The organism is Cellulomonas sp. 73-92 (assembly GCF_001898175.1).
Lineage (GTDB): Bacteria > Actinomycetota > Actinomycetes > Actinomycetales > Cellulomonadaceae > Cellulomonas.
Map to the genome: position 1 here is coordinate 622,552 of NZ_MKTH01000013.1, position 22,951 is coordinate 645,502.

General features: G+C 74.3%; 30 protein-coding genes and 1 tRNA gene. 19 read left to right on the forward strand and 12 right to left on the reverse strand.

The window, feature by feature from the left end:
* Positions 1–18: 18 nt before the first annotated feature.
* The 3 genes from BGO37_RS09530 to BGO37_RS09540 all read right to left on the reverse strand — a co-directional run bounded on the left by BGO37_RS09530 (position 19) and on the right by BGO37_RS09540 (position 3,609).
* Positions 19–92: transfer RNA gene (locus BGO37_RS09530), tRNA-Pro, on the reverse strand.
* An 89-nt stretch (positions 93–181) separates the two neighbouring features.
* Positions 182–1,135, reverse strand: a complete 954-nt coding sequence (locus BGO37_RS09535; protein ID WP_291754298.1) for a metallophosphoesterase — start codon at positions 1,133–1,135, stop codon at positions 182–184.
* A complete protein-coding gene (locus tag BGO37_RS09540) occupies positions 1,135–3,609 on the reverse strand; it encodes a transglycosylase domain-containing protein (RefSeq protein ID WP_291754300.1) in 2,475 nt (824 codons plus the stop codon). Before BGO37_RS09540 ends, BGO37_RS09535 begins: the two co-directional genes overlap by 1 nt.
* Before the next feature lie 332 nt (positions 3,610–3,941).
* Between BGO37_RS09540 and BGO37_RS09545 the strand changes: the two genes are divergently transcribed.
* From BGO37_RS09545 to BGO37_RS09555, 3 genes are read left to right on the forward strand one after another with little or no spacing between them, the layout of a single operon-like run.
* Positions 3,942–4,238: a WhiB family transcriptional regulator gene (locus BGO37_RS09545; protein WP_367188101.1), complete on the forward strand. Its 297-nt coding sequence runs from the start codon at positions 3,942–3,944 to the stop codon at positions 4,236–4,238.
* 23 nt (positions 4,239–4,261) lie between these two features.
* Complete coding sequence (locus tag BGO37_RS09550; protein WP_291754303.1) at positions 4,262–4,420, forward strand: hypothetical protein; 159 nt, start codon at positions 4,262–4,264, stop codon at positions 4,418–4,420.
* Positions 4,420–4,905: a RidA family protein gene (locus BGO37_RS09555; RefSeq protein WP_291754304.1), complete on the forward strand. Its 486-nt coding sequence runs from the start codon at positions 4,420–4,422 to the stop codon at positions 4,903–4,905. Before BGO37_RS09550 ends, BGO37_RS09555 begins: the two co-directional genes overlap by 1 nt.
* Positions 4,906–4,926: 21 nt before the next feature.
* Here the strand turns inward: BGO37_RS09555 and BGO37_RS09560 are convergent, their stop codons facing one another.
* A complete protein-coding gene (locus BGO37_RS09560; protein ID WP_291754305.1) occupies positions 4,927–5,601 on the reverse strand; it encodes a Crp/Fnr family transcriptional regulator in 675 nt (224 codons plus the stop codon).
* Positions 5,602–5,659: 58 nt separating this feature from the next.
* Entirely contained in the window at positions 5,660–6,073 is a 414-nt protein-coding gene (locus BGO37_RS09565; RefSeq protein ID WP_291754307.1) for a hypothetical protein, read from the reverse strand.
* Positions 6,074–6,212: 139 nt separating this feature from the next.
* Between BGO37_RS09565 and nth the strand changes: the two genes are divergently transcribed.
* Positions 6,213–6,938, forward strand: coding sequence for an endonuclease III (gene nth, locus BGO37_RS09570; RefSeq protein WP_291754309.1), 726 nt, complete (start codon positions 6,213–6,215; stop codon positions 6,936–6,938).
* Here the strand turns inward: nth and BGO37_RS09575 are convergent.
* Positions 6,928–7,848 carry an alpha/beta fold hydrolase gene (locus tag BGO37_RS09575; protein ID WP_291754311.1) on the reverse strand — a complete coding sequence of 307 codons (921 nt, stop codon included), beginning with the start codon at positions 7,846–7,848 and terminating at the stop codon, positions 6,928–6,930. The two genes, nth and BGO37_RS09575, sit on opposite strands and share 11 nt — an antisense overlap.
* Before the next feature lie 140 nt (positions 7,849–7,988).
* On the opposite strand from BGO37_RS09575, the gene BGO37_RS09580 reads away from it, so the two are divergent.
* A complete protein-coding gene (locus BGO37_RS09580) occupies positions 7,989–9,221 on the forward strand; it encodes an alpha-amylase family protein (RefSeq protein WP_291754313.1) in 1,233 nt (410 codons plus the stop codon).
* Here the strand turns inward: BGO37_RS09580 and BGO37_RS09585 are convergent.
* The gene (locus BGO37_RS09585) at positions 9,218–9,952 is read right to left on the reverse strand and encodes a response regulator transcription factor (RefSeq protein ID WP_291754314.1); all 735 of its coding nucleotides are present in this window, start codon (positions 9,950–9,952) and stop codon (positions 9,218–9,220) included. The two genes, BGO37_RS09580 and BGO37_RS09585, sit on opposite strands and share 4 nt — an antisense overlap.
* A 115-nt stretch (positions 9,953–10,067) precedes the next feature.
* Here BGO37_RS09585 and BGO37_RS09590 point away from each other — a divergent pair, with 115 nt between their 5' ends.
* From BGO37_RS09590 to BGO37_RS09600, 3 genes are read left to right on the forward strand one after another with little or no spacing between them, the layout of a single operon-like run.
* On the forward strand, positions 10,068–10,796 hold the full coding sequence (locus BGO37_RS09590; protein ID WP_291754315.1) for a hypothetical protein: 729 nt from the start codon (positions 10,068–10,070) through the stop codon (positions 10,794–10,796).
* Positions 10,793–11,269: a thioredoxin family protein gene (locus tag BGO37_RS09595; RefSeq protein WP_291754316.1), complete on the forward strand. Its 477-nt coding sequence runs from the start codon at positions 10,793–10,795 to the stop codon at positions 11,267–11,269. Before BGO37_RS09590 ends, BGO37_RS09595 begins: the two co-directional genes overlap by 4 nt.
* Positions 11,270–11,307: 38 nt before the next feature.
* On the forward strand, positions 11,308–11,883 hold the full coding sequence (locus BGO37_RS09600; protein WP_367188099.1) for a DUF4395 domain-containing protein: 576 nt from the start codon (positions 11,308–11,310) through the stop codon (positions 11,881–11,883).
* A 40-nt stretch (positions 11,884–11,923) separates the two neighbouring features.
* Here BGO37_RS09600 and BGO37_RS09605 read toward each other — a convergent pair whose 3' ends face one another.
* On the reverse strand, positions 11,924–12,283 hold the full coding sequence (locus BGO37_RS09605; RefSeq protein WP_291754318.1) for a DsrE family protein: 360 nt from the start codon (positions 12,281–12,283) through the stop codon (positions 11,924–11,926).
* Positions 12,284–12,429: 146 nt separating this feature from the next.
* Between BGO37_RS09605 and BGO37_RS09610 the strand changes: the two genes are divergently transcribed.
* The 8 genes from BGO37_RS09610 to BGO37_RS09645 all read left to right on the forward strand — a co-directional run bounded on the left by BGO37_RS09610 (position 12,430) and on the right by BGO37_RS09645 (position 18,297).
* Positions 12,430–12,987, forward strand: a complete 558-nt coding sequence (locus tag BGO37_RS09610; protein ID WP_291754319.1) for an FABP family protein — start codon at positions 12,430–12,432, stop codon at positions 12,985–12,987.
* Positions 12,984–14,093 carry a glycine cleavage T C-terminal barrel domain-containing protein gene (locus BGO37_RS09615; RefSeq protein ID WP_291754320.1) on the forward strand — a complete coding sequence of 370 codons (1,110 nt, stop codon included), beginning with the start codon at positions 12,984–12,986 and terminating at the stop codon, positions 14,091–14,093. The genes BGO37_RS09610 and BGO37_RS09615 overlap by 4 nt, the downstream gene beginning before the upstream one ends.
* Positions 14,090–15,412, forward strand: a complete 1,323-nt coding sequence (locus tag BGO37_RS09620) for an aromatic acid exporter family protein (protein ID WP_291754321.1) — start codon at positions 14,090–14,092, stop codon at positions 15,410–15,412. Before BGO37_RS09615 ends, BGO37_RS09620 begins: the two co-directional genes overlap by 4 nt.
* 113 nt (positions 15,413–15,525) lie before the next feature.
* Positions 15,526–15,789: a type II toxin-antitoxin system prevent-host-death family antitoxin gene (locus tag BGO37_RS09625; protein WP_291754323.1), complete on the forward strand. Its 264-nt coding sequence runs from the start codon at positions 15,526–15,528 to the stop codon at positions 15,787–15,789.
* On the forward strand, positions 15,789–16,229 hold the full coding sequence (locus tag BGO37_RS09630) for a type II toxin-antitoxin system VapC family toxin (protein WP_291754324.1): 441 nt from the start codon (positions 15,789–15,791) through the stop codon (positions 16,227–16,229). Before BGO37_RS09625 ends, BGO37_RS09630 begins: the two co-directional genes overlap by 1 nt.
* Positions 16,226–16,609 carry a DUF2516 family protein gene (locus BGO37_RS09635; protein WP_291754327.1) on the forward strand — a complete coding sequence of 128 codons (384 nt, stop codon included), beginning with the start codon at positions 16,226–16,228 and terminating at the stop codon, positions 16,607–16,609. The genes BGO37_RS09630 and BGO37_RS09635 overlap by 4 nt, the downstream gene beginning before the upstream one ends.
* 3 nt (positions 16,610–16,612) lie before the next feature.
* On the forward strand, positions 16,613–17,044 hold the full coding sequence (gene dtd / locus BGO37_RS09640; RefSeq protein ID WP_291754329.1) for a D-aminoacyl-tRNA deacylase: 432 nt from the start codon (positions 16,613–16,615) through the stop codon (positions 17,042–17,044).
* Between the two features lie 728 nt (positions 17,045–17,772).
* Positions 17,773–18,297, forward strand: coding sequence for an O-acetyl-ADP-ribose deacetylase (locus BGO37_RS09645; RefSeq protein WP_291754331.1), 525 nt, complete (start codon positions 17,773–17,775; stop codon positions 18,295–18,297).
* A 96-nt stretch (positions 18,298–18,393) separates the two neighbouring features.
* Here the strand turns inward: BGO37_RS09645 and BGO37_RS09650 are convergent, their stop codons facing one another.
* The 4 genes from BGO37_RS09650 to BGO37_RS09665 all read right to left on the reverse strand — a co-directional run bounded on the left by BGO37_RS09650 (position 18,394) and on the right by BGO37_RS09665 (position 21,597).
* Positions 18,394–19,248, reverse strand: a complete 855-nt coding sequence (locus BGO37_RS09650; protein ID WP_291754334.1) for an HAD hydrolase family protein — start codon at positions 19,246–19,248, stop codon at positions 18,394–18,396.
* Between the two features lie 108 nt (positions 19,249–19,356).
* Entirely contained in the window at positions 19,357–20,061 is a 705-nt protein-coding gene (gene deoD / locus BGO37_RS09655) for a purine-nucleoside phosphorylase (RefSeq protein WP_291754337.1), read from the reverse strand.
* Between the two features lie 66 nt (positions 20,062–20,127).
* On the reverse strand, positions 20,128–20,778 hold the full coding sequence (locus BGO37_RS09660; protein ID WP_291754340.1) for an ElyC/SanA/YdcF family protein: 651 nt from the start codon (positions 20,776–20,778) through the stop codon (positions 20,128–20,130).
* Positions 20,779–20,844: 66 nt separating this feature from the next.
* Positions 20,845–21,597: a Sir2 family NAD-dependent protein deacetylase gene (locus BGO37_RS09665; RefSeq protein WP_291754342.1), complete on the reverse strand. Its 753-nt coding sequence runs from the start codon at positions 21,595–21,597 to the stop codon at positions 20,845–20,847.
* A 231-nt stretch (positions 21,598–21,828) separates the two neighbouring features.
* Here BGO37_RS09665 and BGO37_RS09670 point away from each other — a divergent pair, with 231 nt between their 5' ends.
* The 3 genes from BGO37_RS09670 (at position 21,829) to BGO37_RS09680 (ending at position 22,949) form a co-directional block, all read left to right on the forward strand.
* Positions 21,829–22,032, forward strand: coding sequence for a cold-shock protein (locus BGO37_RS09670; protein ID WP_291754343.1), 204 nt, complete (start codon positions 21,829–21,831; stop codon positions 22,030–22,032).
* Between the two features lie 198 nt (positions 22,033–22,230).
* The gene (locus BGO37_RS09675; protein WP_291754345.1) at positions 22,231–22,530 is read left to right on the forward strand and encodes a hypothetical protein; all 300 of its coding nucleotides are present in this window, start codon (positions 22,231–22,233) and stop codon (positions 22,528–22,530) included.
* Positions 22,527–22,949 (forward strand): hypothetical protein, encoded by a 423-nt coding sequence (locus BGO37_RS09680; protein WP_291754346.1) that lies wholly within the window; start codon positions 22,527–22,529, stop codon positions 22,947–22,949. The genes BGO37_RS09675 and BGO37_RS09680 overlap by 4 nt, the downstream gene beginning before the upstream one ends.
* Positions 22,950–22,951: the final 2 nt, after the last annotated feature.

The window sequence follows — 22,951 nt, forward strand, 5'->3', positions numbered from 1 at the left end:
AGGGGCCTTCACTTCACGTCGGGGTGGCGGGATTCGAACCCACGACCTCTTCGTCCCGAACGAAGCGCGCTACCAAGCTGCGCCACACCCCGTTGAAGCCCGCTCAGCCTAACGGATCGCGGCCCGGCGACGAAAACGCCACGGTTCCCTGAACTTCCGGGCGTGGATCACGACCGAGAGTTCAGGAAAATGAAGTCGAGGTGAGCGTCAGGAGCGTCGCCTCCGGGCGCGTGGCGAAGCGGACCGGCGCGTACGGCGACGTCCCCAGGCCGGCGGACACGTGCAGCCACATCGAGTCGGCGCCGCCCGAGCGGTCCGGGCGGGCGGCCGGCCAGCCGTGCAGGCCCTTCGCGCGCGCGGCGTCGAGGTCGCTGTTCGTCGTGAGCGCCCCGAGGAACGGCACACCGATCTGCCCGCCGTGCGTGTGCCCGGCGATCGCGAGGTCCACGCCGTCGGCGTGGAACGCGTCCAGCACCCGCCGGTACGGCGCGTGCGTCACGCCGATGTGCAGGTCGACCCCACCGGCCGTTCGGGCGTCGTCGGGCCCGCCCGCGGGCGGCATCTCGTCCATGTCGAGGTGCGCGTCCCCGGTCCCGACGAGGGACACCCGCCGCCCGTCGAGGTCGAGGGTGCCGCGGTGGTTGTCCAGGTCGAGCCAGCCGGCCGCGGTGAAGCGAGCGACGAGCTCGCGCCACGGCAGCTTCACCGGGTCGACCGCGGTGGTCCGGGCGTCCGGCAGCAGGTAGCGGGCGGGGTTCTTGGGCTGGGGCCCGACGAAGTCGTTCGAGCCCAGCACGAACGCACCCGGGGCGGCCAGCAGCGGCTCGAGTGCCTCCAGCAGCGTGGGCATCGCGTCGAGGTGCGCCCAGTTGTCGCCCGTGTTCACCACGAGGTGCGGGCGCCACGTCGCCAGGTCGCGGACCCAGTCGACCTTGCGCCGCTGCGCCGGCGTCAGGTGCAGGTCGCTGATGTGGAGCACCCGCAGCGGCTTCTGGCCGGGCGGCAGCACCGGCACCACGACCTGCCGCAGCACGTACCAGCGGACCTCGACGAGCGCGCCCCAGGCGAGGGCGCCGGCACCGGCGATCGCGAGCGTCCTGACGACCCGCGCCGCCGACGACGAATGGTCGGGCATCAGCCTCCGCCCGGGTTGTGGGGATTCCCCTGGTTGTTGCCCTGGCCGGGCCCTTGCGGCTGCGTCGGCTGGTCCGTCGGTGGCGGCTGCTGCCCCTGCCCGTCCGACAGCGTCAGCGTGACCGTGGAACCCCGCGGCGCCGTCCCGGTGGGCGACTGGCTCACGACGGTGCCGGCGGGCGAGGGGTCGGTGGCCAGGGTCGCGGAGATCTTCACCTGGAACCCGGCCCCCTGCAGCACGGACGTCGCCTGGTCCTGCGGCAGCCCGACGACGGAGGGGACGGAGATGATGTCGCCGTACACCTCCTTGGTGCCGGGCGCGGAGAAGTCGGGGACGTTCTTGCCGGCCATGAACTGGTCCATGAACTCACGCCAGATGGGCCCGGGGATGTCGGCGCCGTAGGGGCCGGAGTATCGAGTCTTGTACGACTTCCCCCCGATGGTCATGCCGTGGAGCGGCGTCATGGCGTCCGGGTTGCCCACCCAGACCGCGGCGGCCCGGATCGGCGTGTAGCCGACGAACCAGAGGTACTCGCTCTGGGTCGTCGTGCCGGTCTTGCCGCCGGCCGGGTACTTCGGCTGGCCGAGCGCGGCCGCGGTGCCCCGCCAGACGTTCTTCAGCGTGTAGTTCACCGCCGAGGCGATGCGGGGCTCGAGCTTCTCCTGGCAGTTCGCCGACGGGACCGGCATGTCCTTGCCGTCCGGGCCGACCACGCGGGTGATGGCGATCGGCCGGCAGAACGTGCCGTTGGCGGCGAAGGCCGCGAACGCGCCGGCCATCGCGAGCGGGGTCACGTTGTCCGACCCGATGACGTTGGCGGGGCGCGGGGCGATGTTCTGACCTGCGTCCTTGCCGGAGGGCTGCGTCACGCCGAGGTCCGCCGCGTCCTGCATGACGTTGCACAGGTCTACCTGCTGCGCCATGACCAGGTAGGCCGAGTTCACCGAGTTCCGGGTGGCGTCGAGGGCGTCCATGATGCCGCCGTTGCCCTCGGAGTTCCCGAACTTGTAGACGCCGGTCTTGGCGTACGGCGCCCCGCAGGCGGTGAACGACGAGAGCGGCAGCGGCCGCAGCGTGCCGTCGAACGTCTGCATCAGGTTGTGGCCGGTCTTGAGCCACTCGACGAGCGTGAACGGCTTGAACGAGGATCCCGGCGCGAAGCCGCTCGACCCGCCGTAGTTGCCCCCGGTGTTCCAGTTCACCGACGTCTGCCCGGGGCCCGGGTTCTGGACCGCGGAGTAGTCGCGGTTCTGCGCCATGGCGGTGATCTTGCCGGTGCCGGGTTCGACGACCGAGATGGCGGCCCCCACCCCGGACGGGTCGGTCGGCGGCACCTTGTCGTTGACGGACTTGAGCGCGAGCGCCTGCTCGGCGGGGTCGAGAGTCGTCGTGATCGTCAGGCCGCCCTTGTAGAGCAGCTGCCGGCGGGTCGCCTCGTCCTTGCCGAACGCGGGGTCGTTGAGGATGACCTTGGTGACGTAGTCGCAGAAGTAGCCCGAGCCGGGCACGTTCGCGCCGGCCTTCATGCAGCCCTGCTGGACCGGCTTGGGGTTCAGCGTGCTGGCGATCGGCGTCGCGATGCCGGCCTGGTACTGGGCGTCGGTGATGTAGCCCTGGTCGTGCATGGTGCCGAGCACGGTGTTGCGGCGGATCTGCGACAGGTCCGGGTGGAGAGTCGGGTCCCACTTCGACGGGCTCTGCGTGATGCCGGCGATCGTCGCGGCCTGCAGGTAGGTGAGGTCGCTGGCCTTCGTGCCGCCGAAGTAGTACTCGGCCGCGGCCTCGACGCCGTAGATCGAGCTGGCGCCGAACTGCGCGATGTTGAGGTAGGCCTCGAGGATCTGGTCCTTGCTCATCCGCTGCTCGAGCGAGATCGCGAGCTTCGCCTCGCGCAGCTTGCGCGCGTAGCCGTCGGTGCCGGTGTCGACGGTCACGGCCACGATCGCGGCCTGCCGGGCCACCGGGTCGGCGATGTTCTCGGCGGCCTGGATCTCCACGTTCTTGATGTACTGCTGCGTCAGCGTCGAGGCGCCCTGCGTCTGGCCGCCGACCAGGTTCTTCGCCAGTGCCCGCATCATGCCCTGCGGGTCGATGCCCGAGTGCTCGTAGAACCGCTTGTCCTCGATCGAGATGACGGCCTTCTGCATGATCGGCGCGATCTGCGAGAGCGGGACGATGACGCGGTTCTGGTCGTAGAACGTCGCCAGCGGCGTGCCGTCCGCCGCCAGGATCACCGACTTCTGCGGCAGCTCGGTGAAGTTGAGGTCCGTGGGCAGGTCGTTGAACGTCTGGGTCGTCAGGTTCGTCGCGCCGTTGGCCAGGGCCACGGCGGGCAGCGCTAGGCCCGCGGCGAGGATGCCGCCGATGCCCGCGATGAGGACGAACGAGACGAGGAGCGCGATGCCCTGGGCCGCGCGACCGGTGGCGCGGGCGGCGCGGCCGGACCGGCCAGTCGAGCGCGGACGAGACGACATGGGTGCGAGCGTAGTTGGCGATGCCATGGGCGGCGGGGTGGGTCAGCCGGCCGGTGGGGACCTCCACCGGACCTGCACACGGTGCACGTCCGTTCATCCCGTGCGGAACGGGCCTGCGCCAGGACGTTCGGCCCTGTCGCCACGGTCCCGAGCAGTCCGCGTGCGGGATCCGTCGTGAGAACGCTTCCAATCGCCCGCCCGGGGGGCTGACGAGGGCACCGGGCTGCTGATATGACCCCCTTTCAGGCTCTCGTCACACGACGGTCGAGCCGCTAGCGTCCGCCGATGGGGGCGGATGCCCGAACGAGCAGGGGGGAGGGCGTTCGGTGAGCGTGGGGGCGATGCGGGACGGTCACTGGACGGCGAGCGCGGCGTGCGGGACGGGCAGGGTGGCTCCGGACGCCCTGTTCGTCGAGGGATCGGCGCAGCGGGAGGCGCGCAGCGTGTGCGCCACCTGCCCGGTGCGCCTGGAGTGCCTCGCCGACGCGCTCGACTCGCGGGCGGACTTCGGCGTGTGGGGCGGGATGACCGAGCGGGAACGGCGCGCGCTGCGGCGTCGCCGGCCGGACGTCCACTCGTGGCGCGCCGAGCTGGTGGCGGGCGCCGACACCTCGCTGGGCGTCTGCTGACGCGTCACCCTAGGGTGTGGGCCATGGCCACACGCTGGGAGTACGCGACGATCCCCCTCCTGATCCACGCCACGAAGGCGATCCTCGACCAGTGGGGCGATGACGGCTGGGAGCTCGTGACGGTCATCCCGGGGCCCGACGGCGGCCTCGTGGCGTACCTCAAGCGGGCCAAGGAGGCGTGATGTCGGTCGCCGACCGCCTCACCGAGCTCGGGCTGGTCCTGCCCGCCGTGGCCGCGCCGGTCGGCGCGTACGTGCCGGCCGCCCGGTCGGGCGCGCTCGTGCACACGTCGGGACAGCTGCCGTTCGTCGACGGCGCCCTGCCGCTCACCGGCCTCGTCGGCGGTGGCGTGACGCCCGAGAGCGCCAGGCACCTGGCCGGCATCGCGGCGCTCAACGCGGTCGCCGCCGTGGCGGCGCTGCTGGCCGAGGAGACCGGCGAGGAGCCTGCCGCGGCGCTCGAGCACGTCGCCCGCGTGGTCAAGGTCGTCGGCTTCGTCGCCAGCGACCCGGCGTTCACGGGTCAGCCCGGGGTCGTCAACGGCGCCAGCGAGCTACTCGGGGACCTGTTCGGCGCCGCCGGCCGGCACGCGCGCTCCGCGGTGGGCGTCGCGGCCCTGCCGCTCGGCTCGCCCGTCGAGGTGGAGATCGTCGTCGAGACCCGCTGACGCGGGCTCGTCGTCCGCGCCTCAGTGCGCGCGGCGCTCCAGCCGATCCAGGTCGAGCAGCGTCACGGCGCGGCCCTCGCGGCGGATCCAGCCGCGGGTGGCGAAGTCGGCCAGGGCCTTGTTCACCGTCTCGCGGGACGCGCCGACGAGCTGCGCCAGCTCCTCCTGGGTGAGGCCGTGCGCCACCCGCAGGCCGTCGGCGACGGGTTGGCCGAACCGGTGCGACAGGTCGAGCAGCGCCTTGGCGACGCGCCCGGGGACGTCGGTGAAGACGAGGTCGGCCAGCGCCTCGTTGGTGCGCCGCAGCCGGCGCGCCAGCGTCCGCAGCAGGTGCTCGGCGACGGAGGGTGTCGTGGCGAGCCACCGGGCCAGCTCGTCGTGCCCCATCTGCAGCACCAACGCGTCGGTGATCGCCGTCGCGGTCGCCGTGCGCATCCCCGGGTCGAACAGGGACAGCTCACCGATGAGCTCGCCCGGGCCGAGGATGGCCAGCAGGTTCTCGCGGCCGTCGTTGGAGCGCCGGCCCAGCTTCACCTTGCCGGACTGGATGACGTAGAGGGTGTCGCCCGGCTCGCCCTCGTGGAACAGGACGTCTCCGCGCGGCACGTGCACCCGGAGGAGCGAGTCCAGGACGGACCGCGCCTCCTGCGGGTCAAGCCCCGCGAACAACGGGGAGTCGACCACCGGCTCGACCATCGGACCTCCTGCCGCGAGCTGTCGGCTCCCCAGTCTGCCGTACTCGCCACGCCGCTGGTCAGAGGCTTTCGTCGTGTTCCGCGACGGATCCGAAGAGGGCCTCGGGGTCGGTCGCGAGGCGGTCGATGAGCGCGTCCGTCGCCCGCACGAACGCCTCCTCCACGCCGGCCTGATACCGGGCGAGCCGCTTGTCGAGGGCGCGCAGCGCCTCGAGCTGCGAGACGTCGGACGGGTCCCGCTGGCCCAGCACCTGGGACAGCTCGGAGGGTCGTGGCACCTCGAGCCCTACCTCGATCGGCAGCGCGAAGGCGATCTCCTCGCCGAGCGCCTGCGGGCCGACCGTCCGGGCGACGAGGAGGTCGAGGCGTGCCCGCACCAGGCGTCGCCACCAGGCGACCCGCGACTTCTCCGCCCGGAGCGCGCGATGGTCCAGGCGAAGGCTGCGGATCTCCTGCTCGGTCGGTGCGGGCATGGACCCCCCCGGGGCTCCCGGCCCGCCAGGACGCGGGCACTGAGCCAGGATCGACGCGAGGTGGCACCACCTTGAGACGGCGCTCCGACAATCACTCGTCGGGAGCAGGGGTGTCGGCGGCCGCGCGTACGCTGCCCGCGTGCCAGGACGCCCCCCGGCGGGCTTCGCCACCGCCTTCGCCGCCGAGACCCAGCTCGCGCGCACGCGGCGGGCCCGCCGCATCGACCGGGCGCTCGCGGAGCGCTACCCCGACGCTCGCATCGAGCTGGACTTCCGCAACCCGTTCGAGCTGCTGGTCGCGACGGTGCTGTCCGCCCAGACCACCGACGTGCGGGTCAACCTGACCACCCCGGGGCTGTTCGCCCGCTTCCCCGACGCGGCGGCGATGGTGGCGGCGTCGCCCGACGAGCTCGAGGCGATCCTCCAGCCCCTGGGGTTCTTCCGCGCCAAGACCCGGGCGGTGCAGGGGCTGTCCGCCGAGCTGGTGGCGCGCTTCGGCGGCGAGGTGCCGCGCCGGATGAAGGACCTGGTGACGCTGCCGGGCGTCGGGCGCAAGACCGCCAACGTGGTGCTCGGCAACGGGTTCGGCATCCCGGGCCTGCCGGTCGACACGCACGTGCTGCGGCTGTCCAACCGCCTCGGCTACACCACGAGCGACGACCCGGTGCAGGTGGAGAAGGACGTCACGGCGCTGCTGCCGAGGGCCGACTGGGTGATGGCCAGCCACCACCTGATCTTCCACGGGCGGCGCACGTGCTTCGCCCGGAAGCCGGCGTGCGGGGCGTGCCCGGTGTTCGCGCTGTGCCCCTCCGCGGGCATCGGCGAGAACGACCCGGTCAAGGCGGCGAAGCTCGTCAAGCCGTGAGGGTCTCCGCCAGCCAGTCCAGCAGCAGCGCGTTGAGCAGCTCGGGCGCCTCCTCGGCCGGGTAGTGCCCCACGCCGGCGAGCAGCTCCCAGCGGTACGGGTCGGCCAGGCGGCGGGTGCGCCCGTGCATCGCCGCCGCCGTGGGCGAGCGGACGCCGTCACGGTCGCCGTGCACCTGCAGCGTCGGGACGGGACGGGCGTGCTCGAACGCGCCGAGGTAGCGCCGGCCGTCGGGCCGCGGGCGCGAGCGGACCAGCCAGCGCAGCTGCTCGAGCTGGCTGTGGGCGGCGAACGGCACGCGCAGCGCGCGGGCGTAGCGCTCGGACGTCTCGCGGTCCGGCCAGCCGCGCGCGCCGGCGCCGGCGGTGAGCAGGCGGCGCACGACGAGCGCGTCCGCCAGCCGTCGCTCGGGCACGGACGGCACCAGCGCCAGCGCGATGCGCCGGGCGGCGCCGGGGTGGATCGGGGCGAAGACCGAGTCCAGCGGGTGGGCGGCGGCGAGCGCGCCGACGGCGCGGACCACGTCGTCGTGCATCGCCGCGGTGGCCCACGCCACCTGGGCGCCCGTGCCCGAGCCGACGAGCACGCACCGGTCGGCGCCGAGGGAGCGGATGACGCGGGCGACGTCCGTCGCCATGGTCGGGGTGTCGTAGCCGTGCGGCGGCTTGTCCGAGCCGCCGGTGCCGCGCAGGTCCATCGCCGCCACGCGGTAGCCCGCCTCGGCGAGGGCGGTCAGCTGGTGCCGCCAGGCCCACCAGTACTGCAGCAGGTCGTGGAGCAGCACGACGAGGGGTGCGTCGCGGTCGTCGGGCCCCGAGACGGCGACGTGGAAGCGCGCGCCGTTGGCCGCGACGAAGCGGTGCTGCCAGGGGCCCTCGACGGCGAGCTCGGCGGAGTCGACGGCGGTCATCGGTGCCGAACCTACCCCGCCCGCCGGGGGACCCACCCCTTTTCGCGAGCGCCCCCTTCGTCACCGAGACCGTCCCGTTCGACGTTCGGAAGGCCCGGTCTCGGTGACGAACGGGGCGCTCGGCGGCTACGGTCGCGAGCGTGACCTGGGTGGAGCACGCGGTGTGGTGGCACGTGTACCCGCTCGGGTTCACCGGGGCGCCCATCCGCGAGCCCGACGTCGCGCCGCCGCCCGCGCCCCGGCTCGACCGGCTGCTCGGGTGGCTCGACCACGCGGTGGCGCTCGGCGCGAACGGGCTCCTCCTGGGACCGGTGTTCGCCTCGGCCTCGCACGGTTACGACACGCTCGACCACCTGGCGATCGACCCTCGGCTCGGGGACGACGAGGCCTTCGACCGGCTGGTGGCGGCGTGCCGCGCGCGGGGCCTGCGCGTGGTCCTCGACGGCGTCTTCAACCACCTCGGCGCCGGCCACCCCCTGGTGGCGCGGGCCCTGGCGGAGGGTCCCGACGGGCCGTTCGCCGGCTGGTTCCGCATCGACTGGTCCGCGCCGGGTGGCCCTTGGCCGGAGGTCTTCGAGGGGCACGCCGGCCTCGTCGAGCTGAACCACGGGTCGCCGCAGGTGGCGCGGTTCGTCGGCGACGTGATGACGCACTGGCTGGACCGCGGGGTCGACGGCTGGCGGCTGGACGCGGCGTACCGCGTGCCGCCGGCGTTCTGGGCGGGCGTGCTGGCCGGGGTCCGCGCCGCCCATCCCGACGCCTGGTTCGTCGGCGAGGTGCTGCACGGCGACTACGCCGGCTACGTCCGCGACTCGACGCTCGACTCGCTCACGCAGTACGAGCTGTGGAAGGCGATCTGGTCGTCGCTCGCCGACCGGAACTTCTGGGAGCTCGACTGGTCGATGCGCCGGCACGACGAGTTCCTCGCGACGTTCCTGCCGCAGACCTTCGTCGGGAACCACGACGTCACGCGCATCGCCAGCCGGGTCGGCACCGAGGCGGCCGTGCTGGGTCTCGTGGTGCTCATGACGGTCGGCGGCGTGCCGTCCGTGTACTACGGCGACGAGTGGGGGCTGACGGGGGTCAAGGAGGAGCGGGTCGGCGGTGACGACGCGATCCGTCCGCCGTTCCCGGCGCAGCCTGGCGCCGAGGGGGAGCGCGTGTTCCGTGCCCACCAGGACCTCGTCGGGCTCCGGCGCCGGCACCCGTGGCTCGTCGGCGCCCGGACGAGGGCCGTGACGACGACCAACACGCGGTACGTCTACGAGACGTCGGACGGCTCGTCGTCCCTCACCGTGGAGCTGGACGTCACGACGACACCGACCGCGCGCGTGCTCGGGCCCGGCGGGGACGTGCTCTTCGCCTGGGGCTAGAGGTCGGCGGTCAGCGGGACGGTCGCCGAGGAGCGGTCCTCGGCCGGCCGGCGCTGCTCCTTCGGCGGGTCGAACCGGTAGCCGACGTTGCGGACCGTGCCGATGAGCTGCTCGTGCTCGGGGCCGAGCTTGGCGCGCAGGCGCCGCACGTGCACGTCGACCGTGCGGGTGCCCCCGTAGTAGTCGTAGCCCCACACCTCCTGGAGCAGCTGCGCCCGCGTGAACACGCGGCCCGGGTGCTGCACCAGGTACTTGAGGAGCTCGAACTCCTTGTAGGTCAGGTCGAGGGGCCGGCCGCGCAGGCGGGCGGAGTAGCCGCCCGCGTCGATCGTCAGCTCGCCCGAGCTGATCTCCTGCGGGGCGTCGTCGTACGTCGCCGCCGCGGCGCGCTCCATGACCAGCCGGAACCGGGTCTCGACCTCGGCCGGCGTGGCGTGCTCGAGGATGATGTCGTCCGCGCCCCACTCGGCCGTGACGACGGTGAGGCCGCCCTCGGTGAGCACGAGGACGAGCGGCACGGTCAGGCCGGTGGCCCGCAGCAGCCGGCACGTGGTGCGCGCGGTGACGAGGTCGCGGCGCGCGTCGAGCACCACGATGTCCGCGTCCGGTGCGTCCACCAGGGCGGACGGCTCGACGGGGAGCACCCGCACCCGGTGCGACAGCAAGCCGAGTGCGGGCAGCACCTGTGCTGAGCCTCCGGACGCCGGGGTGAGGAGCAGCAGGTCTGCCACCGGGACCTCCAGGCGTGCGCGAGTGGGGACACGGTACCGCGCGCACGTCCAGCACGCGGTGAGCGTCCGTCCGCACCGCGGTGAGCCGGTCGCCCGATCTGCGAGAATCGCCGCCGTGACGCTCGCTACCCGCTCGGTCGTCACGGCCGCGCTCGCTGCCGCGGCGGCCCTGGCCGGGTACTTCCACCCAGTCGCGCTGCTCGCTGTGGCGGCCGCGCTCGTGGTCGTCGTCGCCCTCGGCTGGCCGGAGCTGGCCGGCCTTCCGTTCCGCCCCGGCTCGGCGGCCGTCGTCGGCCTCGTCGGCGTCGGCGGCGTCGTCGCCGTGCGCTACACCGGCACCGGGCTCTCCGGGCTCGCGGTGGTGCTCGCCTGCGGGCTCATGGTGGCGTTCGTCAACGAGCTGCTGCGTCGTGACGGGCGCACCCGCATGGTGGAGTCCGTCTCGGGCACCGTCGCCGGCGGCGTGCTCGCGCTGTGCACCGCGTGCTGGGTGGCGACGGAGTCGCTCGCCGGGGGCGAGGCCGTGGTGGTCACCGGCGCGCTGGCCCTCGCGCTCGGCGCCGCGGTCTCCGCGTTCGAGCTGCCCCGCTGGCTGAGCGCGGTGTCCACGGCGCTCGCGGCGACCGCGGCCGGGACGCTGGCCGGCCTGGTGCTCCCGACGATCAGCCTGACCGCGGGTGCGGTGCTGGGCATCGCGGTCGGGGTGCTCGTCGCCGCGCTCGACGCCCTGTTCGACTCGCTCGTCGAGCTCAAGCGCGTGCTGCCGTCGCTGTCGGCGGCGGCGCTGCCGGTGGCCGTCAGCGGCGCGGTCGTCTACATCGTCGGACGGGTCCTCGCCGGATGAGCCCGCTGGCGCGCGTCGCGCTGGTCGTCGTCGTCCTCGGCCTCGCGACGGCGCTCGGCGCCCTGTGGCGGGCCCGCAACGGGCGGTTCAGCCCGGTGGCGCCCGCCGTCCTTGCGGCCGCGGGTGCCGATCCGGCGCACGACGAGACCACGACCGCCCGCCTCACCACCTCGGACATCGACGCGGCGCTCGGGTCGAGGGCGACCTTCGTCCAGCTCTCGAGCGAGGTGTGCACGCCGTGCCGCCGCACGCACGCGGTGCTCGCCGCCATCGCGGCGGAACGAAACGATGTCTCGCACGTCGACCTCGATGTCGCCACCCACCTGGACCTGGTGCGACGGTTCGACGTCATGCGCACCCCGACGATCCTGCTGCTCGACGGCCGGGGTGCCGTCGTCGGCCGGATGTCCGGGGCGACCGACCGGCGCCAGGCGCTCGACGCGCTCGACGCCGGCTGTCCCGTCATCGCCTGACGCGCGCCCGTCCCTCGCCGTCCTCCTGGGAGACCGCCATGTCCTCGTCGTCCCTGCATGCCGCCGCCGGTGTGGCGCCCATCGCGCCGTCGCCGGCCGCTGAGTCGCCCGTGCGCACCGGCTCGGCCGCCGGGTCCCCGCCCGCCGCGCGCGCCGGCTCGTCGGCCGTGTCCGGCTCGGCCGGCATCGACCCGCGCGGGCCGCGGTTCGTCGCCGCCCTCACGGCCGTGCTGACGGTCGTCGCGCTGCTTCTCGGCACCGGCTCGGCCGCGCTCGTCGTGCTCGCCGTGCTCGCGGCCAGCTTCGGCCTCGGTGTCGTGCGCGGGGTCACCGGCACGTGGCAGAGCCGGCTGTTCCGCCGGTTCGTCCGGCCGCGGCTCGCGCCGCCCGACGAGCTCGAGGACCCCCGCCCACCGCGCTTCGCCCAGCTCGTCGGGCTGGTCATCAGCGGCCTCGGGGTGCTGCTCGGGCTGCTGGGGGTCGGGCCGGCGATCCCCGTGGCCGCCGCCCTGGTCCTCGTCGCCTCGTTCCTCAACGCGGCGTTCGGTCTGTGCCTGGGCTGCGAGCTGTACCTGCTCGGCGTGCGGCTGCGCGCCGCCCGCGCCAACGCCTGACGCGCCCGCAGCCCGCGCGGCCTCTCGACCCCGCGCCGCGTCAGTAGACGAGCGCCTGGGCACCCTCGGTGAGGACCTCCTCGACGAACAGCGCCGAGCCGGCGATGCGGATGCCGGGGATGACGTCCTCCGCGGTGATGTGGCGGCGCGCGGCGCACTGCGTGCAGAGCGTGACCTGGCCGCCCTCGAGGACCGTCTCCAGCAGGGAGGCCAGCGGCATCGCATGGTCCAGCACCAGCTCGGCCGCGCGGCCCGGGAGGGCGAACCATGCCGCCTCACCCGTCAGCCACAGCGAGACGTCGGCACCGGAGGCCACCGCGCCGGCCGCGACCGTGAAGGCTTGGTTCGCCGCCTCGGGGCGATCGGTGCCACACGTGGTCTTGACGACGAGCGAGCGCATCGGCCCAGGCTACGCACCGCCGTTAGCATGGGGGCATGTCCGGGCTCGAGGTGTTCTTCGTCACCCTGCTGTGCGTGACGACGCTGGCCATCGCCTTCGTGGCGGGACTCGTCGTCTACAAGCTGTTCCAGGGTCAGCGCTAGTCGATGGCCTTCGTCCTGCCCGAGGGGCTGGCCCCGGAGGTCTACCCGCTGGCGTGGCTGGTGGGGACCTGGCGCGGCGAGGGTGTCGTCGCCTATCCCGGCATCGACGAGGCGACGTTCAGCCAGGAGCTCGTCGTCGCCTCGGACGGCGGGCCGTACCTCGCCTACTCGTCGACCATCCGCCTGGTCGAGGTGCCCGACGACGTCTCCGCCCTGGACGACGGCGAGCCGGAGCAGGCGGCCGTCTGGGCCAGCGAGACCGGCTACTGGCGGGTGCCCCCCGAGCGGCCCGACGACGTCCCGCCCGGGAGCCACCCCGTCGAGCTGCTGGTCGCGGACCCGTCGGGCCACGTCGCTGTGTACGTCGGCGCGGTCGGCAACGGCCGGATCGACCTGGTGAGCGACCTGGTCGCTCGCACCGCCACGGGCGCCGACGTCACGGCCGGACGGCGGCTCTACGGCCTGGTCAACGGCGAGCTCATGTGGGCCCACGACCTGGCGGCATTCGGCCAGCCGCTGCAGTCCTACGCCTCGGCGCGGCTGTCCCGGGTGGAGTCATGACGAGCCCCTTGCTGTCGCTGCCGGGCGCCGTGCCGGGGTCCGGTGTCGACGCGGGCGTCGCGTGGCACTACGGCGACCCGGTCGCCGAGCAGCGGGCGTTGGAGCGGGGGCGCGCGGTCGTCGACCAGTCGCACGTGGGCGTCGTGCGGGTCACCGGCCCGGACCGGCTGAGCTGGCTGAACTCGATCACCTCGCAGGCCCTCGACCGCCTGGCGCCGTTCCGATCGACGGAGACGCTGGTGCTGTCGCCCCAGGGGCACGTCGAGCACGCCGCTGGCGTGGTGGACGACGGCGAGTCGACGTGGCTGATCACCGAGACGGCACCCGGACTGGCCGCCTGGCTGACGTCGATGCGCTTCATGCTGCGTGTCGAGGTCGCCGACGTCACCGACGAGTGGGCGGCCCTCGGCGAGCCGTCGGGCCAGGAGGGCGTCGCCGGTGGGCCGGTCGTGTGGCGCGACCCGTGGCCACGCGTGGCCCCGGGCGGCACCCGCTACGGTCCGCCCGACGACGAGCACCCCGGTCTCGACCGGGAGTGGCGGCTGGTGCTCGTCCCGCGCGGGGCGCTGGCCGACGAGGTGGCGGCGCGCCGCTCGTCGGGTGCGACGCTCGCGGGGACCTGGGCCTCCGAGGCGCTCCGCATCGCCGCATGGCGCCCGCGCGCGGCGCTCGAGGTGGACCACCGCACCATCCCGCACGAGCTGGACTGGCTGCGCACCGCCGTGCACCTCGACAAGGGCTGCTACCGCGGGCAGGAGACTGTCGCACGGGTGCACAACCTGGGGCGGCCACCGCGGCGGTTCGTCATGCTCCACCTCGACGGCTACGCCGAGGTGCTGCCGAGGGCGGGCGCCGCCGTGCGGCTGCCGGACGGCGCCGAGATGGGTCACGTGACCAGCGCCGCCCGCCACCACGAGCTGGGACCGGTGGCGCTCGCGGTGGTCCGGCGGTCCGTGCCGGTGGACGCCGTGCTGACCGTGGACGACGAGTCCGGACCCGTGGCGGCCGGACAAGAGGCGATCGTGGCGGCCGAGGGCCAGTCCCCGTCCCGGCCGCCGGCGCGAGGGCCGCTCACGCCCGGGCTGCGGCCCCACACCCTCCTGTGACCGAACCCGTCCCGCCAGCGCCGCCGGGCGCCGAGCCCGTCCCGACGGCGAGCCGGGGGGCCGAGCCTGTCCTGACACCGCCGCCGGGCGCCGAGCCCGCCCCGACACCGCCGCCGGGCGCCGGGACCGGCGGCCTGCACCACGACGCCTCGCGGCTGGCCGACGACGAGGTCGCGCGCCGTCCCCTCGACCGCACGCACGTCGCCCCGGCCGGCGCCGAGGAGGCCACGGCGCTCCAGGTCGCGAGCGCGGCCCTGCGCCGGCTGCTGCTGCGCACCCGGCTGCGGCAGGGCCTGGTGCGAGCCCGCGTCGGGCTGCTGCCGATCGGGCAGGCGGCCCTCGCCGCGGGGGCGGCGTTCGCCTTCGCCTACTACGTGCTGCACCACCACCAACCGTTCTTCGCGCCGATCGCGGCGTGGGCGTGCCTCGGCTTCACGCTGCAGCGCAACGTGCGGCAGGTGGGCGAGCTGGCACTGGCGGTCGGCCTCGGGGTGGGGCTGGGCGACCTCGTCGTGCACTGGATCGGCACGGGCTGGTGGCAGGTCGCGGTGGTGCTGCTCGTCGCCGCGCTCGTCGCCCGGATCGTCGGCCCCGGCGCGATGCTGACGATGCAGGCCGGGACCCAGGCGATCGTCATCGTGGGGCTGCCGGTGGCGTCCGGCGGGCCCCTCGGGCGGTGGACGGACGCCCTGGTCGGCGGCGCGTTCGCGCTCCTGGTCGCGGTGCTGTGGCCGGGCGACACCCGGCGCCGGCCGCGAGCCCTCGGCGTGCACGCCACGACCGAGCTCGCCGAGACGCTCGAGCTCGTCGCGCGAGGCATGCGGAGCAAGGACGTGGACGGCCTGGCGAGCGCGCTGGTGCGGGGGCGGGCCGCGGACCCGGTGCTCACCGAGTGGCGCACGTCGGCGCGCAACGGCGTGGAGCTCGCGCGCGTCAGCGCGGCACGGCCGTGGCGCGACGAGCTGATGCGGCTGGAGCAGCAGGCGGTGCTCGTCGAACGCGCGATGCGTACCGTGCGCGTGCTGGCGCGCCGCGCACCCTCGGTGGTCGACGAGGACCTGACCGCCGTCGCGGACCTCACGGACCGGTTCGCGGCGGGGATCCGCCTGCTGACGAACGCGGTCGGGTCCGGCGGCGACCTGTCGCCGGCGCGCCGGCAGCTCACTTCCGTGGCGGCCGAGACGGACCCCCGCACGGTCGGCGCCGGCTCGTGGCACGTGCAGGCGCTGGTGCTGCTGCTGCGCTCGCCGCTCGTCGACGCCTTGGAGGCGGCCGGGGCCACCCCCGAGGAGGCCCGCGCCGCGCTCCCGGAGCTCTGACCCCTCTCGAGAGCACGTCACGTGGGTCCGAGCACGGCAGGCAGGACTGCCGTGTTGGGCGCGTACTGCCGTGTTCGACGGGTGAGGGAGCAGGGCGCCGCTACCGTGAGCCCGTGGAGGTCGCGGTCAGCGCGCTGCGCGCGGAGCTCAGGCAGTGGATCGAGACGGCCCGCACGGGCACCGACGTGGTGATCACGGAACGCGGCCTGCCGGTGGCGCGGCTCAGCGCGGTCGAGTCCGCGGACCTCGTCGCCCGCCTCGAGCGCGACGGCCTGCTGACGGCGCCGGCCACGGATCGTCCCGCCGCCCGCGTCGAGGAGCCTGCCGGCCGCCCCGCCGCCGCCGTGACCGGCCTCATCCGCCGGCTGCGCCACTGATGTCCCTCGTCTACCTCGACACCACGGCGCTGGTGAAGCTCTGCCTGCCGGAGCAGGGCAGCGCGCTGGCCGGCGCCCTGTGGGACGGCGCCGACGTGGTGGCGACCTCCCGGTTCGCGGACGCCGAGCTGCGCGCCGCCGTCGCGGAGGCCTTCCGGGCGGGCGCCCTGCCGAGGGCCCGGGCCGCGCTGGAGGAGTGGGACCGGCTCTGGGCGGGCCTCTACGTCGTCGAGCCCGGCGCATCCGTGCTCGACGAGGCCGCGTCGCTCGTCGTGCGCCACCCGATCGGTGCCGCCGCCGCGCTGCACCTCGCCTCGGCCCTGACGCTGCGGGCCGACGACCTGCTCGTCGCGTGCTGGGACGAGCCGCTGGCGGCGGCCGCCCGGGCGGAGGGGCTCCGCGTGGTGCCCGAACCGGCTCCCGTAGGCTCGGCGACGTGACGTCCTCGGTGGTCCACGCCGCGAGCATCTTCGTCGGCATCGTCTCGGCGCAGCAGCTCCTGTTCCTCGTGCTGTACGTCGTGATCTTCCTGCTGTGCGCCTGGGCGCTGGTCGACTGCCTGCTGCGCCCGACGCGTGCCTTCCCGGCCGCCGGCAAGCGGACCAAGACGTTCTGGCTGCTCATCACCGCGATCGCGGCCGCGGTGTCGTTCGTCGCCCTGCCGCTGGGCGGCGGCACGTCGTTCTTCGGCTTCCTCGCCTTCATCGGCGTCGTCGGCGCGATCGTGTACCTCGTCGACGTCCGGCCGGCGGTGGCGCCGCACTCCCGCCGGCGCGGGCGGGGCGGCCGGGGCGGCGGGCCCTCGCGCGGCGGCTGGTAGCCCGTGCGGGCGGTGGTGCAGCGCGTCTCGCGCGCCTCGGTCACGGTGGACGACGAGGTCGTCGGGGCGATCGACCGGCCCGGGCTCGTCGTGCTGGTCGGGGTGACGCCGGGCGACGGGCCCGCGCAGGTGGAGCACGTAGCGCGCAAGGTCGCCGAGCTGCGGATCCTGCGGGACGAGCGGTCGGCGGTGGACGTCGGCGCGCCCGTGCTGGTGGTGTCGCAGTTCACGCTCTACGCCGACACCCGCAAGGGCCGGCGCCCGACGTGGAACGCGGCGGCGCCGGGCCCGGTGGCCGAGCCGCTGGTCCAGGGGCTGGTGGCGGCGCTGCGGGCCAGGGGGCTCGAGGTGGTCACCGGCGTGTTCGGCGCGCACATGGCGGTCGAGCTGGTCAACGACGGGCCGGTGACGATCCTGCTGGAGTCCGCGCCGTGACGAAGGCCGCGAGGAGCGCCGCGACGAAGCCGGGAGGGCGCCGCGGCGATGCCCGCGCTGAACGTGCCCGGACATGAGGAAAGGCCCCTCGGAGTAAGCGTCCGAGGGGCCTTCCTCTGACCGCAGGTCGCGTGCCGCCGGTGGCCGGGAACCTCGGCGCCCCGGTTGCCCGGGGGCGAAGCCCCTGCCGCCCGGAGGCGGACACCGCTCCGATGGTGCGGCTGAGTCCGTTCCTTCGGAGGTCACCGGCGAACCGGTGAACCATCCCGTCAGTCGGGACCACTGCGATCGGCCGCCCGGTCGCAGGAGGCCCCCGCGGCATCGTCCGCGAGTCGATGAGTGTTACCCCATCGATGTGGCCGCCCGTTCTCCGGTCGGTCCGTCCCCGACTCCGCCCTGCCCGACTCCGTCCTCCCCGGGGGGAGTTCTTCGTCTTCGAGTATCGGTGTCGAGGCCGATGGCTAAGTTCTAGTCGCGTTCACCGAACCGCCACAAGTGGTTCTGGAGGATTTCTTTATCCACCGTTGACTCCACATGGATGTCCACAACATGACCTGCGGGAACGTCCGGTGGCCACAGGGGTGTGGACGAAAATTGTGGATCCCGCCGCGTGTCGTTCACCTGATCGGGCGCTTTCCCCGGTTACCGTGTCAGCCGAGATGGCCCCTCGGAGTAAGCGTCCGAGGGGCCGAGTCGTCTCTCGGTGGACTCGGCGCGACGATGGGGTCATGCGCATCGAGGCCGTCGCAGGGGACATCACCGCCGAGCACGTCGACGCGATCGTCAACGCGGCGAACTCCTCGCTGCTCGGCGGGGGCGGCGTCGACGGGGCGATCCACGCGGCCGCGGGACCGCGGTTGCTGGAGGCCTGCCGCGAGCTGCGCCGCACGCAGCTGCCGGCCGGCCTGCCCGTGGGGCACGCGGTGGCGACCCCCGGGTTCGACCTTCCGGCGCGGTGGGTGATCCACACCGTGGGACCGAACCGGCACGCCGGCCAGACCGATCCCGCCCAGCTCGCGTCGTGCTTCTCGTCGAGCCTCGACGTCGCCGCGTCGCTCGGCGCGCGCACGGTGGCGTTCCCCGCGGTCGGCGCGGGCGTCTACGGCTGGGACGTGGGGGAGGTGGCGCGGGTCGCGGTCGGGTCCGCCCGGGACTGGGCGGCGGCGCACGACGAGGCCGGCGTCGCCGTGGTGACGTTCGTGCTGTTCTCCGAGGCCGCCCTCGGGGCGTTCGCCGACGTGCTCGGCGCGTAGGGCCGGTAGCTCACCAGGGGCAGCCGGTGCCGCCGGGCGGACCGGTTCACGCCGCCTGCCGTGCTGGGCGGCCCGTGCCACGGCGGGCGGCCGGGGTCACGCCGCGAGGACGCCCGTCAGGCCGAGGGACGCCACGATCGTGCGCACCACGCCGTTGTCGTTGTTCCCCGGGGCGACGAAGCGGGCGGCGGCCCGCACCGCCGGGTGGGCGTTGTCCATGGCGAACGACCACTCGGCGGCTGCCAGCAGGCCGAGGTCGTTGAGGTAGTCGCCGAACGCCATCGTCTGCCCGCGGGTGACGCCCAGCGCCCGCTGCACCGCCGCCAGCGCGGTGCCCTTGTCGGCCGTCGGGCTCATGACGTCGACCCAGTGCTCCTGGGAGACGAGCACCCGCACGGGCCCGTCGAGCGGCGCGAGGGCGGCGCCCACGCCGCGCTCGGCGGAGCCGAAGTCGTAGACCGCGACCTTGAGCACCTCGTCGTCGCGGACCGCCAGGAGGTCGTCGACGACGGCCAGCTGCGCGTAGTACGGCGCGACCTGGGCGAGGAAGGGGGCGTCGGTGCGCTCGACGTAGGCGCCGCGCTTGCCGCACAGGACGGTGCCGACGTCCGCGCCACCGGCCGCGTACCCGCGGGCCGCGGCGAGCACCGGGGCGGCGTGCTCCCACGGGACCGTGTCCGACGACACCTCGCGCCCGTGGTGCATCACGTACGCACCGTTCTCGGCGACGTACACCAGGTCGTCGCGCCCGAAGTCGCGGCGCAGCGTCGGGTACGCCCGCCCGGACGCGGGGCAGAGGAGGATGCCGCGCTCGTCGAGCGCGTCGAGCAGGCGCCAGAAGGACGGGTGGATGCGCTTGGCGTCGTCCAGCAACGAGCCGTCGAGGTCGACGGCGACGAGGCGGATGTCCGGCGTGACGCCCAGCGGGGGAGGAGCGGTCACGGCGGGCACGCGGTCATTCTCCCCGACGGGGCCGGCGCACCGCGTGGTCGGCGAAGGCGGCGGAGCCGGTCGTCGGGGCGACGTGGTCGGTCGGCGAAGCCAGTCGCGGAGGGGAGGTCAGTCGGCGAGGGCGGCGAGCGCGACCTCGAGCGCCGAGTGGAAGGCCCGCTCGCGCTCGTCGGCCGTGAGCTCGACCGCCGTGAGCAGGTGGTCCGAGACCGTCAGGACCGCCAGGGCCTGCGCCCCTTCGGCGGCCGCGGCCGCGTACAGCGCCGCGGCCTCCATCTCGACCGCGAGCGTGCCGTGCGCGGTCAGCAGCCGGAACAGCTCGGGGCGCTCGAGGTAGAAGTGGTCGGACGTCAGCACGGCGCCGACGTGGGTCCGGGCGCCGGCGACGACGTGCGCGGCGGCGCGCCGGACCAGGTCGAACGTGGCGACGTGGCTGAAGTGGACGCCCGGGATGCGGCTGGCGGTCATCCCCGAGTCGGTGTGCGCCGCGAGGGCGACGACCACGTCGTTGACGTCGACGTCGGGCGACATCCCGCCGCACGTGCCGACCCGGACGATCCGCCGCACCCCGTAGAAGCGGATGAGCTCCGTCGCGTAAATCGTCAACGACGGCATGCCCATGCCGGAGGCCATGACCGACAGCGGCCGCCCCTCGTGGGTGCCGGTGAAGCCCAGGATGCCGCGGACGTCGGTCACCTGGCGCGCGTCCTCGAGGACCAGGTCGGCGATGCGGCGTGCGCGCCGGGGGTCACCGGGCATGAGCACGTCGGGTGCGAAGTCACCGGCCTCGGCGGCGATGTGCGGCGTTCCCACGACGGCTCCTCTCCGACCACCCGCCGAGCGCGGGTGCCAGCCGCCCGATCCTAGTGAGGGGTGCCGTCAGCGGGAGGTCGGGAACGGGCCGGAGATGACGGGCGGGCGGCGCAGCGCAGCGTCGAGGAACGCCTTCCACGACGCGGGGACCTCCCGCAGCCGCCACACGACGGCCTGCGTCGGCGTGACGCTCGTCGCGGAGACGCCGACGCCCACCGCGTCGATGCCCGCCGCCTGGCAGGAGAAGAGCATCCGGCGCACGTGGTAGTCCTGCGAGACGACGATCGCGCGGTCCACGCCGTACACGGTGTGCGCGCGCACGCAGGTGTCGTGCGTGTCGAGGCCGCCTCCGTCGCGCACGATGGCGGACGCCGGCACCCCCTGGCCGAGCAGCCAGGTGCGCATCGACGTCGGCTCGTCGTGGTACGGCGTCGACGCGTCGCCGGAGACGAGGATCCACTGCACGGTGCCGGCGCGGTACAGGTCGCGGGCCGCGGCGAGGCGACGCTCGAGGTAGACGGACGGCCCGCCGTCGGGCCGCAGCCCGGCACCCGGCACGATGACCACCGGGCGCGGGTCGAGCCCGTCGATCGAGCCGCGCAGCCTGGACTGGCCCATGAGCTGGACCACCGCCACGGGCACGGCGCCGAAGACCACGACGAGCACGGCGGCCGCCCACAGGATCCTGCGGAGGCGGCGACGTCGTGGGGCTGGCACGTCGACGAGCCTACGGGGCCGTCGGTGACCGCCCCGGGCGATCCACGTGGAGATCCGGTGCGGCCGTCAGCCCCGCGCGAGGAGCTCCGCGACGAGGGCCGGCACCGCGTCGTCGATCGGGTCGCGCACGATCCGCGACGCCAGCTCGTCGTACGGCGTCGCCTGGTCGTTGACGATGATCAGCTCCGCGCCGGCGTCTGCCGCGATCGCCGCAAGGCTCGCCACCGGCTGCACCCGGAGCGTGGTGCCGATCGCGAGGAACACCTCGGCGTCCTGGGCGGCGGCGACCGCGCGCTCCAGGGCGGTGTCGGACAGCAGCTCGCCGAAGTAGACGACGTCCGGCTTGAGCACGCCGCCGCACCCGGCGTGGTGCGGGTCCGGCTCGTCGTCCAGCCGCGTCAGGACGTCGCGCGTCAGCCACCGCTCGCCGCACCGCAGGCAGGACGTGGTGCCGAGGCTGCCGTGCAGCTCGACGACCAGGCCGGGCGACTGCCCCGCGGTCTGGTGCAGGCCGTCGAAGTTCTGCGTCAGCACGGCGATGAGGTCACCCGCCCGTTCGAGCTCGACGATCGCCCGGTGGGCGGCCGTCGCGTGGGCCTGCCACGCGGGGTGGTCGCGCCACATCCGCCAGCACCGTTCGCGGACCTCGACGCGGGACATGTACGCGTCGATGTCGAGCAGCTCGGCCTGGTTCGGGTCCGCCGTCCACACGCCTTGTGGGCCGCGGAAGTCGGGGATGCCCCCACCCGTGGAGATGCCGGCTCCGGTCAGGACGGCGATCGTCGGGGTGTCGTGATGGTGGTCGTGGGAGTGCGACATCAGGCGGCCGACACTACGCGGACGCCGTCGCCGCACGCAGGTCCGAATCTCCTGGTTCGAGCCGTTGGGCCTTCTGCCTCTTCTGCCGTAGGCTGGAGCGGTAGTCGCAGTGCATCGCTTGTCCTGGCCACTGTGGGGTGAACCCCGGTTGTCGTGTCCTCAGGACGGATGACGACCGCAGTGAGTACCGGCCCCGGAGCGGGGCTGTCCCCCCACAGAGATGAGAACGACATGGCCAGCGGAACTGTGAAGTGGTTCAACGCCGAGAAGGGCTTCGGCTTCATCGCGACCGACGAGGGTGGGCCGGACGTCTTCGTCCACTACTCCGCCATCACGGCGAGCGGCTACCGCTCGCTCGAGGAGAACCAGCGCGTCAACTTCGACGTCACGCAGGGCCCGAAGGGCCCGCAGGCGGCGAACGTCACGCCGGCCTGATCCTCGCCGAACACCTCGACGGGCGCCCGGACCTCGCGGTCCGCGGCGCCCGTCGTCGTTCCCGGCCGGGTGAGAGCCCGGGACCGGAAGGGACTCCCAGGCTGGCCACAGGCGGCCGTCCTACGCTCGTTGCCTCGCAGGGATGGCGTGCCGGCGGCGCCGGCACCGAGCGCGACGGAGACGACGATGCGGTGGGGCATGGGCTTCGGGTTGTTCGGCATGGGCCTGTTCTGGCTGCTGCTGATCGCGGTGATCGTGTGGCTCGTCGTGCAGCTCGCACGGCCGCGGCACGACGAGGCCACGCGGCGCCTCGTGGCACCCGGGCCCGTGGGCTACGGAGCGTCCGCTCCGATGGCCACGGGAGGCGTGCCCCCGGTGACGCCGTACGGCGAGGCGTTCCTCATCCTCGATCGGCGCCTGGCCACCGGTGAGATCGACCTCGCGACGTACCAGCAGCTGCGTGCGGCGCTGGTCCAGTCACGTGGGGGCCCGCAGTGAGCACCGAGCCGCCGGTCCAGCCGCCGGTCGGCCCGCCGCCCGCGGTCCCGCCTGCCGCCGCCGCGCCGGCGAGCCCGGCACCGGCCCCCGCTGCCACACCGGCGCCGGGCACCGCGCCGCGCCGGCGGGTCCCGAGCCGTGGCGCGCTGATCGCGGCGCTCGTGGTCGCCGTGGTGCTGCTCGTCGGCTCGGTCGGCGCCACCGCCGCCTTTGTCCACGACCACACCACGGCCAGCATCAGCCGCGTCGTCGGGCCCAACGGCCGGATGTTCTTCCTCCCCGGGCCCGGCCGGGACGGCCGGACGTACCAGCTCCCGGAGAACCCGAAGCGGCCGGGCATGCCGATGGGTCCTGGGCGTCACTACTACGCGCCCGGCCCGAAGAGCCCGACGCCCTCCCCGTCGCCCTCTGCCAGCTGACC